This is a genomic window from Providencia sp. (assembly GCF_052096715.1).
Taxonomy (GTDB): Bacteria; Pseudomonadota; Gammaproteobacteria; order Enterobacterales; family Enterobacteriaceae; genus Providencia.
This window is the reverse complement of the sequence record NZ_JBQDNB010000010.1, coordinates 124508-141104: the sequence shown is the minus strand read 5'-3', so window position 1 is coordinate 141104 and position 16597 is coordinate 124508. Positions and strand designations below refer to the sequence as shown.

17 protein-coding genes and 1 pseudogene are annotated in these 16597 nt (G+C 33.8%); 9 read left to right on the top strand and 9 right to left on the bottom strand.

The window, feature by feature from the left end; genetic code table 11:
• The first annotated feature begins 554 nt into the window (after positions 1 to 554).
• Positions 555 to 731 carry a hypothetical protein gene (locus ACTH6U_RS10500; RefSeq protein ID WP_441832153.1) on the top strand — a complete coding sequence of 59 codons (177 nt, stop codon included), beginning with the start codon at positions 555 to 557 and terminating at the stop codon, positions 729 to 731.
• A gap of 80 nt (positions 732 to 811) precedes the next feature.
• Positions 812 to 2074 carry a hypothetical protein gene (locus ACTH6U_RS10495; protein WP_441832158.1) on the top strand — a complete coding sequence of 421 codons (1263 nt, stop codon included), beginning with the start codon at positions 812 to 814 and terminating at the stop codon, positions 2072 to 2074.
• A gap of 810 nt (positions 2075 to 2884) precedes the next feature.
• Here the strand turns inward: ACTH6U_RS10495 and ACTH6U_RS10490 are convergent.
• Both ACTH6U_RS10490 and ACTH6U_RS10485 read right to left on the bottom strand, forming a co-directional pair.
• Positions 2885 to 3163, bottom strand: a complete 279-nt coding sequence (locus tag ACTH6U_RS10490; protein ID WP_441832152.1) for a hypothetical protein — start codon at positions 3161 to 3163, stop codon at positions 2885 to 2887.
• A complete protein-coding gene (locus tag ACTH6U_RS10485; protein ID WP_441832151.1) occupies positions 3160 to 3405 on the bottom strand; it encodes a DinI-like family protein in 246 nt (81 codons plus the stop codon). The genes ACTH6U_RS10490 and ACTH6U_RS10485 overlap by 4 nt, the downstream gene beginning before the upstream one ends.
• A gap of 494 nt (positions 3406 to 3899) precedes the next feature.
• On the opposite strand from ACTH6U_RS10485, the gene ACTH6U_RS10480 reads away from it, so the two are divergent.
• A complete protein-coding gene (locus tag ACTH6U_RS10480) occupies positions 3900 to 4517 on the top strand; it encodes a hypothetical protein (RefSeq protein ID WP_294107643.1) in 618 nt (205 codons plus the stop codon).
• A 374-nt stretch (positions 4518 to 4891) separates the two neighbouring features.
• Positions 4892 to 6400, top strand: a complete 1509-nt coding sequence (locus ACTH6U_RS10475; RefSeq protein WP_441832150.1) for a phosphoethanolamine transferase — start codon at positions 4892 to 4894, stop codon at positions 6398 to 6400.
• 45 nt (positions 6401 to 6445) lie between these two features.
• Here the strand turns inward: ACTH6U_RS10475 and ACTH6U_RS10470 are convergent.
• The 6 genes and pseudogenes from ACTH6U_RS10470 to tsgA form a co-directional block, all read right to left on the bottom strand.
• A pseudogene (locus ACTH6U_RS10470) lies at positions 6446 to 6511 on the bottom strand (tail fiber assembly protein); the annotation flags it as partial.
• A gap of 91 nt (positions 6512 to 6602) precedes the next feature.
• A complete protein-coding gene (locus tag ACTH6U_RS10465; RefSeq protein WP_441832157.1) occupies positions 6603 to 8135 on the bottom strand; it encodes a DUF6056 family protein in 1533 nt (510 codons plus the stop codon).
• An 82-nt stretch (positions 8136 to 8217) separates the two neighbouring features.
• Entirely contained in the window at positions 8218 to 9156 is a 939-nt protein-coding gene (locus ACTH6U_RS10460) for a glycosyltransferase family 2 protein (protein WP_294107637.1), read from the bottom strand.
• Positions 9153 to 9518 (bottom strand): GtrA family protein, encoded by a 366-nt coding sequence (locus ACTH6U_RS10455; RefSeq protein ID WP_441832149.1) that lies wholly within the window; start codon positions 9516 to 9518, stop codon positions 9153 to 9155. Before ACTH6U_RS10455 ends, ACTH6U_RS10460 begins: the two co-directional genes overlap by 4 nt.
• A 101-nt stretch (positions 9519 to 9619) precedes the next feature.
• Positions 9620 to 9922 (bottom strand): hypothetical protein, encoded by a 303-nt coding sequence (locus ACTH6U_RS10450; protein ID WP_294107633.1) that lies wholly within the window; start codon positions 9920 to 9922, stop codon positions 9620 to 9622.
• A 266-nt stretch (positions 9923 to 10188) separates the two neighbouring features.
• A complete protein-coding gene (gene tsgA, locus ACTH6U_RS10445) occupies positions 10189 to 11388 on the bottom strand; it encodes an MFS transporter TsgA (RefSeq protein WP_434718749.1) in 1200 nt (399 codons plus the stop codon).
• A gap of 721 nt (positions 11389 to 12109) precedes the next feature.
• Between tsgA and ACTH6U_RS10440 the strand changes: the two genes are divergently transcribed.
• From ACTH6U_RS10440 to ACTH6U_RS10425, 4 genes are all read left to right on the top strand, one after another.
• Positions 12110 to 12262, top strand: a complete 153-nt coding sequence (locus tag ACTH6U_RS10440; protein ID WP_294107627.1) for a hypothetical protein — start codon at positions 12110 to 12112, stop codon at positions 12260 to 12262.
• Positions 12263 to 12716: 454 nt separating this feature from the next.
• Positions 12717 to 12932 carry a YccJ family protein gene (locus ACTH6U_RS10435; RefSeq protein ID WP_294107625.1) on the top strand — a complete coding sequence of 72 codons (216 nt, stop codon included), beginning with the start codon at positions 12717 to 12719 and terminating at the stop codon, positions 12930 to 12932.
• A gap of 178 nt (positions 12933 to 13110) precedes the next feature.
• Positions 13111 to 13710 carry a TetR/AcrR family transcriptional regulator gene (locus tag ACTH6U_RS10430; protein ID WP_294107623.1) on the top strand — a complete coding sequence of 200 codons (600 nt, stop codon included), beginning with the start codon at positions 13111 to 13113 and terminating at the stop codon, positions 13708 to 13710.
• A gap of 53 nt (positions 13711 to 13763) precedes the next feature.
• The gene (locus ACTH6U_RS10425) at positions 13764 to 14861 is read left to right on the top strand and encodes an alkene reductase (RefSeq protein WP_441832148.1); all 1098 of its coding nucleotides are present in this window, start codon (positions 13764 to 13766) and stop codon (positions 14859 to 14861) included.
• Positions 14862 to 14929: 68 nt separating this feature from the next.
• On the opposite strand, the gene aes is transcribed toward ACTH6U_RS10425, so the two are convergent.
• Complete coding sequence (gene aes, locus ACTH6U_RS10420; protein WP_441832147.1) at positions 14930 to 15898, bottom strand: acetyl esterase; 969 nt, start codon at positions 15896 to 15898, stop codon at positions 14930 to 14932.
• Positions 15899 to 16212: 314 nt separating this feature from the next.
• Here aes and ACTH6U_RS10415 point away from each other — a divergent pair, with 314 nt between their 5' ends.
• Positions 16213 to 16545 (top strand): DUF1090 family protein, encoded by a 333-nt coding sequence (locus ACTH6U_RS10415; RefSeq protein WP_294107618.1) that lies wholly within the window; start codon positions 16213 to 16215, stop codon positions 16543 to 16545.
• The last annotated feature ends 52 nt before the right edge of the window (positions 16546 to 16597 follow it).

Below are 16597 nucleotides of genomic sequence, written 5' to 3'. Positions count from 1 at the left end.
GAAGCGGAACGATTAGCGAAAGAAGAGGCTGAGCGTATTGCTGAGGAAGCAGAAAAGGCGAAGTTGGAAGCAATAGAACAAACAGCAGAATAATAAAAATTGAAGCGCCAGCTCGAGTAGTTGGCGCTTTTAGATGTATTAGCTTAGACTTGCACTGACAGAACTTGTAGGTAGAACACTATTAAACCTAGCAGTCTGGTCTGAGCGAGGAGCGGAAATAAACATATCTGTTAAAGTGGCTAAATTTAGCTATCCACTACAGTGTTTGGTGACTGTTCAGGACTATGGGCATACATTGCCGATGCTTACACAGTGCATACATAGCCGATAATAGGAACAAAATCTGGCATTTAAGTGTATTGATATATAAATTTTTTAAATGCAACACCTCTTAAGATACCCCCAAAAAGCACCCTCACAATGGTTTTGTTATCTTTTTTATGCGCAATTTGACTTAGACCTAACGTAATTTCATTAACTAATGGTTAAGATAGATACGTGGCCGATTCACCCTTAAGTTTAAATTTTTCAAAAAGGACTCCTAAAACCTGAGAGTGAAAAAACAAACTGAACTCAGTCAATTTTTGTCTGAACTAAATAAAGAATCAGACCGTGACTCAGTACTAATGGCTTCATCTATTTTCGATGAGTGGTTATGCGAGATCATCCACGCTCACTATGGACTACCTTTTTATAGTCGAGTACTCATGACCGCTAAAAATGCAGTTTAGCTAACAACTAGAGTGGCTTTTGTTTATAGATTAAAGCCTAATATTTGAATACACAACTTTATGGAAATAATAAATCAATTATGAATTTTTTACAGCAATTCAAATGCCATGTTTGTGACGTAGTTATTGATGTAAGAATAGGTATGTCTAATCGCGATATACAGCCGTTCCAATTCGCATGTCCAAAATGCGAGAATAATATATCTTTTACTCTTGGGGTTGGGGAGCCGATATTCAACGGTGCAGAACTTATAGAAAATAATGACTTTGGCACTACAAACCCTTTCATCGATTTGCATTTAGACTTCCCCGTCGATTTTGGAAAGTACGAAATAGGTAAAACAGCATTTTTAAAAGTAACGAGTGCAATTGGTGGTGATAAATACTTAATACTGAACGATCATCTGAATGGAATGAATTATATTTATAAACATCGTGATAAACTTCAGCGAGTCATCACTCAATACAAACAAGGAAATTACAATACGTTCAGCAACCTAATGAAAGAATTACCTACTTTAAAGAAACCTCGCTCATTAAAAATACAAGATATACTTTCAGCACTCTATTCAGCAACTTCTGCAATGTCATTTCCTTTTACAATACATGTACATAATGCTGAAATTAGCGAAAAAATGCCTGAATTACTACATTACATTCAGCAAAGCCATCGTAAACAACTAAACGATTTTTTAGATAAAATTATCAAAAGTGGATTTCTGAAAAGCTTGCATTTTGATTGTTTAAGTCTTTACCCCAAAATGCTTGACTTTGAACTCCCATCACGCCCAGCTCTTTACTATGACTATGATAAAACAGTATATTTATCTATGATTCCTGCTCGAGTTTCTACGGCTGAATTTGAGGATTGCAATAATTTCTACAAAGATTTGTCTGAAGTGTTTTCTAGGCAACTAATAATTGTGGCCGGATTGAATAATTTACTTAAGCGCGGAGATCATAATATCTTTGACGACTCAGTAAGGTTAAATAAAAAAGGCGACTTGATTAAAATATTTTCCAATCTTGACGAATACGCAAATATTGATTTAGGAACAAAAATTAGCGGGTTAGATGATAGTTTCTATATAGTTGATCTGAATGCATTAGACAATAAACTGCGAAATGGTATTGCTCATTATAAATATGAATATAAAGAGTCAACTCAGATGATAACTTACTACTACGCCAAGGAGGGTATGGAACGCACAAAATATAATGAACTTAGTTTTATGTCCTTTATGCGTAAATTATTACTATTGTTCCGTGAAGTGCACAGTATAAACCATATTATCAAAACGTTATATTTTTACTGTATTTTCATTGCAAAAAAGAAAGTTTAAATATCAAATTCCCCCTTTTGTGCAGGAAAAGGGTTTCTTTAAATTAGAAACATTTGTACCGTTAGCTTGTTTTATAAACTTCAAATTGAAGCAACTGTAACTTAGAACGCGTACACTCAAGAACCTCCGATGGCGATGGTCGTGAGCGACAACTTTTGAAAACTCACTCCCATCACCAACTGACTGATTTACTCCGCGTTGATTGGCATAGAGTTATGTCAGCTTTGCCCGCTTATGGCACACAGCAGTCTGTCAGATTAGATTTAGTTTTGCGTTACAGATATGTCAGATCAAATCTGAGCTAATACAAATTATAGTTAGCAGTCAGAATGATACATTTCTTTAAATGGCAAAAGCCGCTGTAACAGGCGGCAATCTTTGAATTAGCTTAATGCTATAATCCTGTCATTAAATTTCTTCTTAGTTTTGGTTAGATTATTTCTCACAAAACTCAGTATTGCAGTTTCTTTTTCGGTATCACGCACTAAGTTGTTTATTTGTAATTGTGTCATAAAATCGTGAATAGTTAATTTCATATCTACAATCTGAGTACAGTAAAAAACGTATATGTGCGATTGTTCTAAATGAGTAGGTTCTTTATTCTCATTGATACAATTTAGTGCAAGTAAAAGTAGTTGATTGTTGTTCATGTGACCTCGCTAATTGAGGTCATATTTTATGCAGTTATGGATTGTGATATATCAATATTGGTCGTAAATATATTAATTTTAATATTTTAAACGGTCACTAGAATAATATTAATATATAAATCGTGATTGATTATAAGCTGCATTTGTTAGCGGCTCTTTATTACATTAGATATTTTTTGACAGGCTCAGGGTAATCATCATCCGTTTTTTCTAAATACTCACCAATTTTAGCGTATATATGCTCTGCGATATCACGAGATAAATAGGTACGCTGTGCTGGCCTATCAATATCTTCCCATTTGTGCGTTTCTTTATTGATGGACCCATCAGCAAAAGTGATTTCTAGTACAAGAACTTCATAAGGGCTATTAACGCCTACTTTAACTTCTGTAATTCGAGGTACAATCTCGACATTACTTTCTCCACGGTCATTTTTCATACTGGCACCCACGAATCATCAAGCCAAATATCCTCAATAATCTCATTAATTTCAGTGGTAGCATCATCAGTTTTAGCACCACTAATGACTATTGATTGTGCAGAACTCATTGCAACGCGAACATTAAGCGGACCATATTTATCACCGATCCGTTTGATGATTTGTTCTCTTAGTGCATTACGAGTTTTTTCTGAAGGCTTGTTACCTGACTCTTTATCAAAAAGAATTTCAATACGTGGCATATTGCAATCTCCATTACTATTTTTATATACAGTGTATTTATATACAGTAATGAAATGGATTTCAAGGGTAAATATGCAAATAGTGTTATTTATAATTTCATAATTCAAGTTAGTTTAAGCCTGTAATACGTTGTTTTATAAGGCTAGTACATTTGATTGATATTATGAATAAAATCGTAATTAATTGTTTTATAATAATAAATATATGAATTTAAAATCCCTCGGCCTTTAGGCTGTGCGGGTTCAAGTCCCGCCCTGGGCACCAAATAAAACTTGATTGAGTAATCAACAAGTTAGAGTAACGAAGAAGCCACCTTTTAGGTGGCTTTTTTGCATCAGTAATTTGTGACCAAAACGTCAAGTGGCGACAAAATGGCGGCAGGGTGGCGGCGTAGGTTTTTGCAGTATTTTTCTTTTGCCTTTTTTGAGGTTATCGCACAGTAGTTGCTCGTGTTTTTTTACTAAAAATAATTGAAATGTAAAAGAGGCTCACTATGTCAGAAGTTCCTGTAGTTGATATCTATTGGGAAAGTCCATTTTCTAGTGCGAAAGATGTTAAAAATTACGTAGATAAAAATGCCCCCACAACAGAAAATAATAAAAGAGGGCAGCGGACAGATTATTTTTTCTATCAAATTTATGGTCAGCATTTAAATAATGATGCTGATACCTTGTTATACATTGGAATGAGTGATGTAGATAAACAAAAAAATGGTGGAAATGGAGTTGTTAATAGATTAGAAAATCATCAAAAGAATTGGACAGGGGGATTACGTTCAGAAATAAAAATTTATATTGGGTCTTATGGACGGTTCGTAGATTGGAATCATTGGAATGATCCTGAAAATAATAAATATTATACAACACCTTTGGACAAGGATAATTTTCCAACTATTGCAGAAATAGAAGCTCTTTTAATTTATGCACATAAGCCCTCTATAAATTGCGCTTCTATTCGAAATGTTAACGCTTTGGAAAGATGCAATTTTTATTTATTCAATACAGGTAAAAGGCGCTCCTTATTTCCTGAGTTAAGCGCTAGGTACTATATAAATAATGAGCAAGAAAAAGGAATTATTGATGCTAGTACAGGTATTTTAGATAATAATTAATGTGATAATAGTGTGTAAAATGCCCCGTAATAGGGCATTTTACCTAAAGCGCTAACGCCTCTTGCTGGAATTTATTTGGATGTGGATTAACCGGCTTTACTTCCCCCGGGTTACTAATAAATCGCGCTATTTAGTCATGGATTTTGTGGTGTGGCTAAGACAATTGCACGAGGTGAGGGTTGTATGGGGGATGGGACAAAGCTTTATTGGTTATGTCTATAAATGATATTTATTGCGCTATAGTGTGAAAGCGGAATTTAATGATGAAAATCAATAATAATATTAAAAAAACTTACCATTGTTATGTTTCGTTTAATTTGTCTATGTTAACCTTAGCCCCAAATTTTTATAGCACAAATTGTTAAAAATCACCTATGAATAAAAAATTAAAAGATGTAATTATGAGCAAGTTAATGCTCAAATTTATTTCAATTTTTCTTCTCTTTTCCTTATTACATACAATAATGGGATATCCATTTAAATTAATATATATACTAACAATAAGTATTGTATTGCTTTATGTGAAAAATGGTTCATACCGCTTCTTTGTTTTATTTTTTACCACACTTGCCGCTCTTTATTTACCTATTGGCTTAATTTATGGCCCTCCAACATACAACACTGTCGCTTCTTTTTATTATACAGATATTCAAGAATCACGAGAATTTATAGCTAATATCGATATTAAATATTACTTATACTCAATTTTTATACTTATCTTAGGGGCTCTAGTTAGTTCAATTAAAGTAAATGCGGTGAACTATCACAAAAAAGTCGTCGTTATTTTAATGGCAATAATTTTCTTTTTTACTCCTGCAAAATATGCCTTAGGTGGTAAATATGAAAGAGCCGCTAACTCTGGTGCACCTGAAACCCGATTTTTCACCGAGTTAATTTATTCTATTTATTCATTAATTGATGAGGTTAAATTATATACAAGTAATGATTCATTTGAAATTACAAAAGTTAATAACAAATATGACATTTATGTCATCGTTATTGGTGAAAGTGTCCGAAAAGATTTTATGCATTCATATGGTTTTAAAGTAAGCAACACGCCCTTTATGAGTTCAAGTAATGGTACTTTCTTTACTAACTACATATCTGCTGCCAGTTCAACTCAATCATCTTTGACTCATAGTTTGGCTTTGTATCCTAAAATAGGAAACAATATCATGACACTAGCTAGTAAGGCGGGATTCGATACGTACTGGCTATCTAACCAAGGTTTTGTTGGAGAGTATGATGGTTCCGTTGCTGCAATTGGGCGAAGAGCTAATCATAGCTTTTTTATCAAAAGAGGGAGTTCAGATGATAAACGCGTATCCTCTGATACTGCATTATTGCCGGAATTTAATTCAGTGTTGAAATCGTTAGGTAATAAAAAACTTATTGTAGTGCATTTGATGGGGAGTCATACGCCATTTTGTACGAGAACAGAAGAGCAATATAATACTTTTTATCATAATAAAAAATTCTCATGCTATGTCCAAAGTATAAAAAATACAGACAAATTATTGTCTGAAATTTATACAGGCTTAAATGAATCAAAATCAAAATGGTCAATGATGTATTTTTCCGATCATGCATTATCTATGACATATGATAAAAATGAGTTGGCACATAGTGACGGACATAAACAAAACTATGAAGTTCCTTTCTTTATTACATCATATGATTCTATTCAACAGGAATTTATTAATGCACGTCGTAGTGGATTACATTTTATGTCTTTATTTTCCCAATGGACGGGGATACAAGAAAATAGCATAAAAAATGAATGTGATATGTTATCTAGTAATGAATGTAATGATCAAAGTACAGTAATCGATTTTAACAAAAATCATCGTGATTTTGATAGTTTACCTGATGATCACTCTTAGTTATAAGGTAACTGGATGCTTTTATATTTAAGCATCCAGTTATTATTAGGGTTTTATTGGCCACTCAACATCAGACGCTGTTGAAGTATCAATTCGACTTAGCAGTACACGATATTTCTTCTATGTTTTTAGTTTTAAGAGTTCATCACCTATTGCTATAAGAAAATAGTGTGCATTTAACCATGCACACTACGAACACAGATTACAAATTTATTTTTTGTTCGATAATTTTTTTATTATCAATGTCTACTATATAATTAATAGACTTAATACTCTGAGGTGAGATAGGAACAGTGAAGCCAACTAAATTCATTCCATAAATAGAGTCTATTTTGTTGCTTTCCTCTATATGTATTTTATTTTCATTATCCATTATTATTATTTTATAGTTTTTATTTGGTATTAACGTTTCGTCATCATTAATTTGTAATGCAATGGTTGTTCCTTTTAAAAATCTGTCTTTACCTAAAAAGAGGTTTAAAACTCCAGTTGTTTCTGTATTCGGTAGAGGTAGTTTTTTTCCACTTAAAATAACAGCATAGTTATAGTTTATTTTATAGGCCACAATAGGGTGGCTAACTTTAAAATACTCAGCTATTGCATCTGGATTATGGTATAAATCCATTTCATCACCGCTCCTGAAAGAGCGCGGATAATAGTATTCAGGTATTTGCTTAGTTTCAGAACCGCCAATTAGTTCTTTATTTATTTCATAAATTCTTATTTTTTCTTGGTTAGTTATTGTATTATATGAATATATCATTTGTATATACGAAAAAATAAAACCACAAAGGGTTAAAGTTCCGATAAAAAATGTAGTTGTAATTCCCTTTTTATTTCTCATATTAAATGCATATCCAATAGAAAAAGAGCATGAAATAATATAAAAAAGGTGTGCACCACTCAAAGATCTAGTCGGAAAAGTTGGGGAGGCAACCATGGAAAATATACTTAAAATCCCTAAGGCAATAAATAATAATGAAAGGTAAAAGCTTTTTGATTTTTTTTCGCCAATATAGGTAGTTAGCAGAAGCAATGAAGCAAGTAGCACTCCCCATGTCTTAGTAAATGAGTGAGCAACTTTATCAGATAGGAAATATGTAATTTTTTCTATCGTACTAAGGGAATAAAAATCAGTAAAAAGGGCAGCGCGATGAAAATTACCGGGGCTTGAAATCAAGGTTATAAAACCAAGGATAACAAATACGGATGAAAAAATAATAAGTTTATTGTTATGTTTAAAAAAAATATAACAAGAGGTGATTACTGATATAGCAACTATAATCCAACTCGTATTTTCATTACTACATCCAGCGAAAAAAGAACTTATGATTAGTAGAGTTATATTTTTTTTAGTTTCAAGGTATTGGAATAAAAGATAAAGATAAATAACAATAAAAAAATTTGTTACAAGATAGTTTGCTGCACCAACAACCCAAAAAACAATTTGACCAAGGGCTGGGTTTGTGACCCAATAAATTGAAAATAAGAAAATAAATTGCAGGAAAAATGATTTTTTACTCGTGTCGGAATTAACACTCATTTTAGTAATTAAAAACAACATTGTCGTTAATACAAAAGAAATTATACTATTTTTTAATAGATTGGAGTTCGATGTAAGAACTAATGTACTGAAATAATCTGATACAAATCTTCCACTCCAGGAAAGATAATGGGATACATGAGCAGATAATGAATTTCCTTTAATATAATACACATAATCATCTGAATGCATAGGTGTGTAATATTCGATTAAAAAAATTAGTGAAAAGACAATTAGGATACTTATGTAACCTAAATTAAAACGATTTAAGTAATTAGTCATTTTTGTTCTCAATATTGTCTGTCTTTTTTAGCAAATATCTAGGCCTTTGCTTACTTTCGGTATAGATACGACCTATGTACTCACCTAACACACCTATGCCTATAAGCTGTATTCCACCTAAAAATAAAATCGAAACAAGTAAAGAAGGGTAGCCAGGAACAGGATTGCCCCAAATTAATTTATCTATCATCATCCAACCGCCATAGATAAAAGATACAAGTGCGACAAATAAACCAATATAAGTCCAAACACGCAATGGGAAAGTAGAAAAACTTGTAATACCTTCTAAGGCTAAGTTCCATAATTTCCAGCCATTAAATTTACTTTCACCAGCGGATCTTTCAGCTCGGTTATATTCAACTATATCAATTTTTCCGCCTACCCATGAAAGAATCCCTTTCATGAACAAATTACGTTCAGGTAATAGTTTTATATATTCAACGCTTTGACGAGATATTAAACGAAAGTCACCGACATTTTCTTCAATCTCAGGAGAGCTAATTTTATTATGAAGTTTGTAAAACCACTCTGCTGTTTTACGTTTTAACCATGTATCACTAGACCGATTGGATCTTTTAGCTAGAACAATATCTGCACCTTGTTTCCATTTTTTAATTAATAACGGAATAACATCAATAGGATCTTGAAGGTCAACATCGATTGGAATCACAGCATCACCGTTAGCATGTTCGAGCCCTGCAAATAAAGCTGGCTCTTTTCCAAAATTTCGGTTGAAGTTCAAAGGGATAACTAAAGGGTCAGCAATAGCTAACGCATTGATGATATTTTCAGTGTTGTCTTTGCTTCCATCATTTATAAAGATTATTTCGATATCATATTGATTAAGAATTGGATGCTCTCTTACTGACCTATAAAATATAGGAATAGCTTCTTCTTCGTTATAAACCGGTACTACTAATGATATCTTCATTGTTGAGTATCCTTAAAAACAAAGACTTTCGAATAGATAAAGCCTAGCACCAAACTAATGCCAGAGAAGATAATTAATGTAGCTAATGGAGGCAGTAGTAACTGATCTGCTATATAGCCAGTTAAGTAACTTAGGACCCCCATAAAAATGGTAAATGATAAATATCGTGCTGCCGTAGCTTTGGCCTTAAAGGTGAATTTTGCATTAGCGAAGAAGGAAAAACTGACAGCAGCGATAAAGCCTATTAAGTTAGCTATAGCTTGAGAGGTTGAAAGAAACATTGTCAATAGCCCAAAAATAGACCAATGAATAAGAGTGTTTAAAATTCCAACCGAAAAGTATTTAGTAAATAACTTAAACATTTTAATTATTCGTAGCGAAAATAAGTACGTTAGTATAACTGAATATACTTATTGATGCAGTAAACCTATAAGGATAGTTTATGTAAAATGTTGTGTTAGTCCTATTTTCTCCTCCTCAAAGGTATAAGGTACATAAAAACAACCATAATAATTTGGTTTATCTCGGTCGTAGCATCATCCGTTTTTGCACCACTGATGACTAATGACTGTGACGTGCTCATTGCAACGCGAACATTAAGCGGACCATATTTATCACCGCTCTGTTTGATGATTTGTTCTCTCAGTGCATTACGAGTTTTTTTCTGAGAGCTTGTTACCTGACTATTTATCAAAAAGAATTTCAATACGTGGCATATTGCAATCTCCAATGCTGTTTTTATATACAGCACAGAAAGTATTTGCAATGTATTTTTCTAATTAAAGGATTATAAGTAACTTGTGTCATGAGGTAAGATTTGTTTACTATAATAGAATGAAACAATAAGACACTGCATTGTATTTATTGATTATTTTAATATGCTGGTGTAGTGAAATATAACATTAACTATATTTCTTGCGACGTTAAACCTAATTCTATTTATCGATTTTAAATTACATTTTATTAATTACATCTGTGGCACTACTCTTATTTAAATTGAATTAATGAGTAGAACCACAGATTAAATCTATTTTAAGATGATTTTGCAGTTTTTAAATTGTGTTGCTTGTGTTTACTAAAGAAACCAAGAATAAAACAAAAAGCAAAAACGGCTAAGTAAAGCCCATTGGCTGTAACTAATGCGGCATGTACACCATAATGTTCAACAATGGGGCCTGTGACAACGAAAGTTAGCATAGTACCAACAGTACCGCAGGTTAGAATAAGATTGACCAATTTTGGTGAAGATATTTTGGTTTGCTGGGAACCTAAAGTGATAATGGTTGGGTAAATTGCACTTGAAACAAAGCCTAAGCCAAATATGAAATATTTTAATAAATGGGTTTGGTCAGTATTCACAAAACTGTACATAGCGACAGTTGCTAAGCAAGCAAGAAAGACGACAATTTTTTGTAAGTCAAAGAACTTAATAACAAAGCTAAAGACCCACATTCCGACCATATATGATGTCCAGAAATAGCTAACAAGCACACCCGCTTCACCGATATCCATTCCTAAAGATTTAGTGGTATATTCTGGGACCCATTGAATAAAAGCAAGTTGACCAAGAATATAACAAAGTGCCGCAGCTGATAATAACACAATGTTTATGCCCCATTTTTCGGGTGCTATATGAGTTTGAGTTTCAGTTGTAGAGACTTTTTTACCGATGGTAGGAAAATCTGAAAGTAGCGTCAGGGTTATAATGCCTAAATAGATTAAAGCAATACAACCATAGACCCAATACCAGCCCATATGTCGAGTTAATATTGCTGCTGTAATGACGGGAAAAATGGTTCCTGCCATACTAAAAAATGAGTCTGTGAATAATAAACGGGCACCACGTTGTCTGCCTTCATACAGCTGAGTGATTAAAAATGTACCAATTGACATAGTTATTCCACTGACTGTACCTAGCACAAACATACAGGCAGAAAAAATAACTAATGATTTACCTAAAAATAAACCTGCCACAGCTAATATAATTAAAATAAAGCCAAATGTTAATTGTTTTTTAATTGAAAATATTTCCATCAACCAAACATTTAAAAATATGGCAATCAATATACCAGTATTAAGAAATGTAAAAGTATTACTCATGCTTGTTATTGGAACGTTAAAGTATTGAGCTATATCGCCCATTACCATACCGGTTACGATAATTAAAGCACCAGTAAATGAATAAGATAGGCAGCTAATAGCAAATAGCCGCTGAATGTTTTTGTTGCTCATATTTCCCTCAGAAAAACTTGAATTGATTACTACTACTGCAAATGAGCATAGTAACAGTAATTGATATACTAAATCTATAATATAAATTGCTTGTTATTAAAATAAATTTATTTTTATTCTAGAATTTATTGATAATGGGTTTTAATTTGAGTTTTGTCTCTAAGTGTTATTAATATTATTAGTCGCAGTATATGCTGAAATTATAATGAAAATTTATCTTATGTTTTTAGTTTATTGAATATGCAATCGATTACTATTAATAATTAATAAAGCAATCGTTTACGATAAGCATTTAATAGTTATAGATTGATACTAATTATTATATTTATTACCAATAAATTGGAATTATATGATGTGGTTGTTGTATGACTCATTATTGTTTAGATTATGGAATATGTTGTTATAATTAGATTAAAATTCAATCAATTTATGTGAGAAATTCAGATCTTATCATTAGATGTTAAACAAGTGAGACTCGCTATCATTAAGATTGTGGTTGTTATGTAGTCAATTAAAATATTATTTTTATCTGAGTTACTATTAACCTCTTGGCCTTAGTTGTATTTAAGAAACTTAATAGAAGTAAGATATATGGAAAGTTATTTTTTTAAAGTAGATTATTGTCTTGTTATTGCGTATGTTTTTATGTAAAAATATGTAATTCAGACCGTTCTATCAGAATTTTATGTCAGTATTCTATCTTTATTAGAAGGATACAGATATGTCTACGATGAAAACAGAGGTTGTGGTCATTCGTTTGACCAAAAAAGAACGTGCCTTACTTGATTCAGTGAAAACTAAACCGCTACTTGCTGATTGGATGAAAGAGATGGTTTTAGCCGAAATAAAATCGCAGGAAAATAAAGACACTTAACGGGTAGCTTTAGTATAAATTTGAAGTATGAATGTGAACACTTAACATTCAAGTATAAAAGCACGAATCTGAACAGTTCAAATAGCATTTCGTCAATAAAAACGGTGGCATTTAAATGCCCCATTTTTATTCACATCAAAAAATCAGAATGACTATTATTATGATAAATTATTGTAGTAATTTTGGTTATATTTTTATTTTACAATATGTTGAATTTATCTTCTGATAGCCTTTTGATTGGTAGTCATCTAATGAAGCAAGTGATGGGTAGAATACTTGCTATACTCTTTTCGCGTAGATATCGAAAGATTAATGATGGGGTCTGAGGGAATTGACATCTCAAGTCATAATAACCATTGACATTGTACCCTAACACTCGGATTATTTTCTCATGCTATTATTTGGTCATCACGATTAGTTATTGAGTTATTGCCATTATAATTAAGGAGCTAAAATGAAAGATCTGCACGATATTACTGAGTGGGCAAAAGTGAGAGAAACGTCGATTGAAATTGCTCAGGCTATATTTGAATTAGCAAATAATGATGAAGTGCTCGCTGAACAAATTTGGGAAGAAGGATCTGATGAGGTTCTTCCTTTAGCTTTTTCTAAAACTAAAGCAGACAGATTGTTTTGGGGTGAAGAAACAATTGAAAGAAAAAATGTTTAAATAACATGTAATGCCCTGTATTAAATAATATAGGGCAATCTATTATTCATTTTTATTGTTATAAATCAAAATAATAAATATACTTAACAAAGTATGCGGTGTCTTTTAAAGTGTTTAATAGCACATATAGACAAGAGAAATGCTTGCATTAGACCGATTGGTCTATTACAGTGAGAATATGAACAGAAATACAGAGCATGATACACAAGAACACCTTTTAATCACTGGCGAACGTCTTTGTTTGCATCGTGGTTTTACCGGAATGGGGCTCAATGAGCTGCTTAAAACCGCAGAAGTGCCAAAAGGTTCGTTCTATCATTACTTTCGTTCGAAAGAGGCATTTGGTGTCGCAATGCTAGAGCGTTATTATGCTCGATACCATCAGCAGCTAGCTGCTTATTTCGAACATGGTGAGGGTAATTATCGTGATCGCATTTTAGCCTATTATGGTGGAATGTTAGAGCAATCTAATTTCAATGGGCATATTAATGGTTGTTTAACGGTCAAGCTTTCTGCCGAAGTGTGCGATCTTTCTGAAGATATGAATATTGCAATGGATAAGGGTGTTAAACAGATTATTGCTCTGTTGGTACAGACACTAGATAAAGGTCGTGAAGAAAAAACACTAACGTTTGTTGGTGATACGATAACCAATGCGCAAGTACTCTATTCTTTATGGCTAGGGGCTAACTTACAAGCTAAAATTACCCGTAGTCTGGCACCATTAGAAAGCGCTATGTTACATGTAAAAACAATAATTTATACGCCAAACTGTTAGCTGGCGTTTTTATTTCGATAGTTACTAATCGACCGGTCTATTAAGGAACCGATATGTCAGAAGAAAAAATTTTTACGCCTTTAAAAGTAGGGGCAATCACAGCACCAAATCGTATATTTATGGCGCCTTTAACGCGTATGCGTAGTATTGAACCGGGCGATATTCCTACGCCATTAATGGGTGAATATTATCGTCAACGAGCAAGTTCAGGTCTGATTATTTCTGAAGCCACTCAAATTTCAGCTCAAGCTAAAGGATATGCGGGCGCACCGGGCATACACAGCCCAGAACAAATCGCTGCATGGAAGAAAATAACTGAGGGTGTTCATGCTGAAAATGGCCGCATCGCGGTTCAGCTTTGGCACACAGGTCGAATTTCTCACGCGAGTTTGCAACCTAATGGACAAGCACCTGTTGCGCCTTCTGCGATTAGCGCGGGCACTCGGACGTCACTGAGAGATGAAAATGGTCATGCAACACGTGTTGACACTTCAATGCCGAGATCTTTGGAATTAGATGAAATTCCTGGGATTGTTGATGATTTCCGTCAAGCCGTCGCTAATTCACGTGAAGCAGGGTTTGATATGGTTGAGCTTCATTCCGCACATGGTTATTTATTGCATCAATTCTTATCGCCATCAGCTAATCATCGTACTGACAGTTATGGTGGTAGTGTTGAAAACCGTGCACGTTTAGTATTAGAAGTGATTGATGCAGTGAGCGCAGAATGGGCGCCAGAAAGAATCGGTATTCGTGTCTCTCCGATTGGTTCATTCCAAAATATGGATAATGGACCAAATGAAGAAGCTGATGCATTGTATCTAATTGAACAATTAGCGAAACGAGGCATTGGTTATCTGCATATGTCTGAACCCGACTGGGCAGGTGGTCAGCCCTATAGTGATGATTTTCGTCAGAAAGTCCGCGCGCGTTTTCCGGGTGTGATTATCGGTGCAGGCGCTTATTCAATAGAAAAAGCGGAAGATTTAATTAGTAGAGGTTTGATTGATGCAGTGGCTTTTGGTCGGGATTATATTGCTAATCCTGATTTAGTGGCGCGTTTACGCCAAAAGGCTGCACTTAATCCTCAACGCCCAGAGACCTTCTATGGTGGTGGCGCAGAAGGTTATACGGATTACCCTTCATTATAATTATTTGAATATTTGGCGGTGGAAGATCACCGCCTGATATTTATTAATGCAGATTATTCTCTGATTTCTTACTGGGTTAAATATTTAATAAAATAATTAGCTCCATCGCGAATGGCATTATCTGCTGTTTTCATCATTCTCGAATAATGTAAAAAGGCGTGTAATGTGCCGGAGTACATTTTATATTCATGGGAAATATTGTGTGCCTCGAATGTGCGGTATAGTGCAATACTATCATCCAGTAGAGGGTCATATTCAGCACTGGCAATAAAGCAAGGGGGGATATTTTGAGTTAGGTCATTATTAAAGAGGCAGTAATAAGGTGCTTCCCGACTACCTGACTCTGTTAAATAAGCATTGTCATAATCGATAAGGTCTTGTTGACTGAGCCCATCCCAATCTCCGCCATATAGCTGGCGACTTACCGAATCTTGTAATCCATAAAGCCCATACCAAAGTAATAAAGCGCTAATCTTGCCACAATGTATCTGATTATCCCGTAACCAAAGTGTTGTCGCGAGTGAGAGCATTGCACCGGCAGAGTCCCCAGCAAAGCCAATTTGATTCATATAGACATCATGCTGCTTTGCATTTTGATGAAAATACTGACAAACCTCGGATATTTCTTGAATGGCTTGTGGATAGGGGGCTTCAGGAGATAAAGAGTAATCAATACCAATCACTGTGCAATCAGTATATAACGCCAATAAACGCATAATACGGTCATGGGTATCTAAGTTTCCGACAATAAACCCACCACCATGTAGATAAAATAATGTTGCTGGACTTTTTTTCGTAGGTTGCAAGATTCGCGTTAGAATCTCACCATGGGTCGTTGGAATGAAAACATCTTCTATTCTATGCATATTTGGAGCATGCTCATTCCAATATTTTCTATCTTCATTATACGCTTTTCGAATGGCTTGATAGCTCCCATCTGATGGCTCTGCTGGTGTTAAACTTGCGTAAAAATTCATGACTTCACCCATTTCAGGGGAAATAAGATCAAGTACTTTTATTTTATTTTCGGTTTTCATTTCATACTCCCTATTCAATAAACATCATTGTAAAAAGAGGTCATAATTTAGCTGTGACCCTGCTAGCCAATATTAAACAAAGTAAAATAATGTCTTATTAGATTAAAGATGATCCACAATTTAGATAACGTAGTTAAAAATAAGATAGATAAATAGAGAGTTATAGTCAGTTTGACTAATACATAGTCTATGCCCTTGCTGTTTTATACATAAATTGCGATGTGCTTTTAACTAAGATAAATCCACTAGAAGGCGTATTCATAGATAGTGGAATATAGGTATTAAATTATATTGAGGTGTATTCGGAGAGTTTTATGAATAAGGCAGTATTGCTGGTACTAGCGGTGATGTTGATTCCATTATCTTCACAGGCGGGTTCAAAAAATCATGGTTGTGAAAAGAAAGTAGATAAGCTTGAAAGCCAGCTCTACAGCGCTATCCATCATGGAAATAGACATAAAGTTGCTAAATTAAAGAAAAAAATACACGAAACACGGTTTGATTGTTATGACCGATATAATCGCTATGACAGTCGCTCAGGGGCAACTAAAATACGTGGTTATTATCCTCAACAAAAATCAAGTGAGTTGGAAAGAGAGTTAGAGTCTTTAAGGCGAGTGATTGATGCACTAAACGACTTAAAATAGGGCAAAAATAGAACAGGTACGGTAAATAACTGGTCTGTTTTGTAGGTTTATT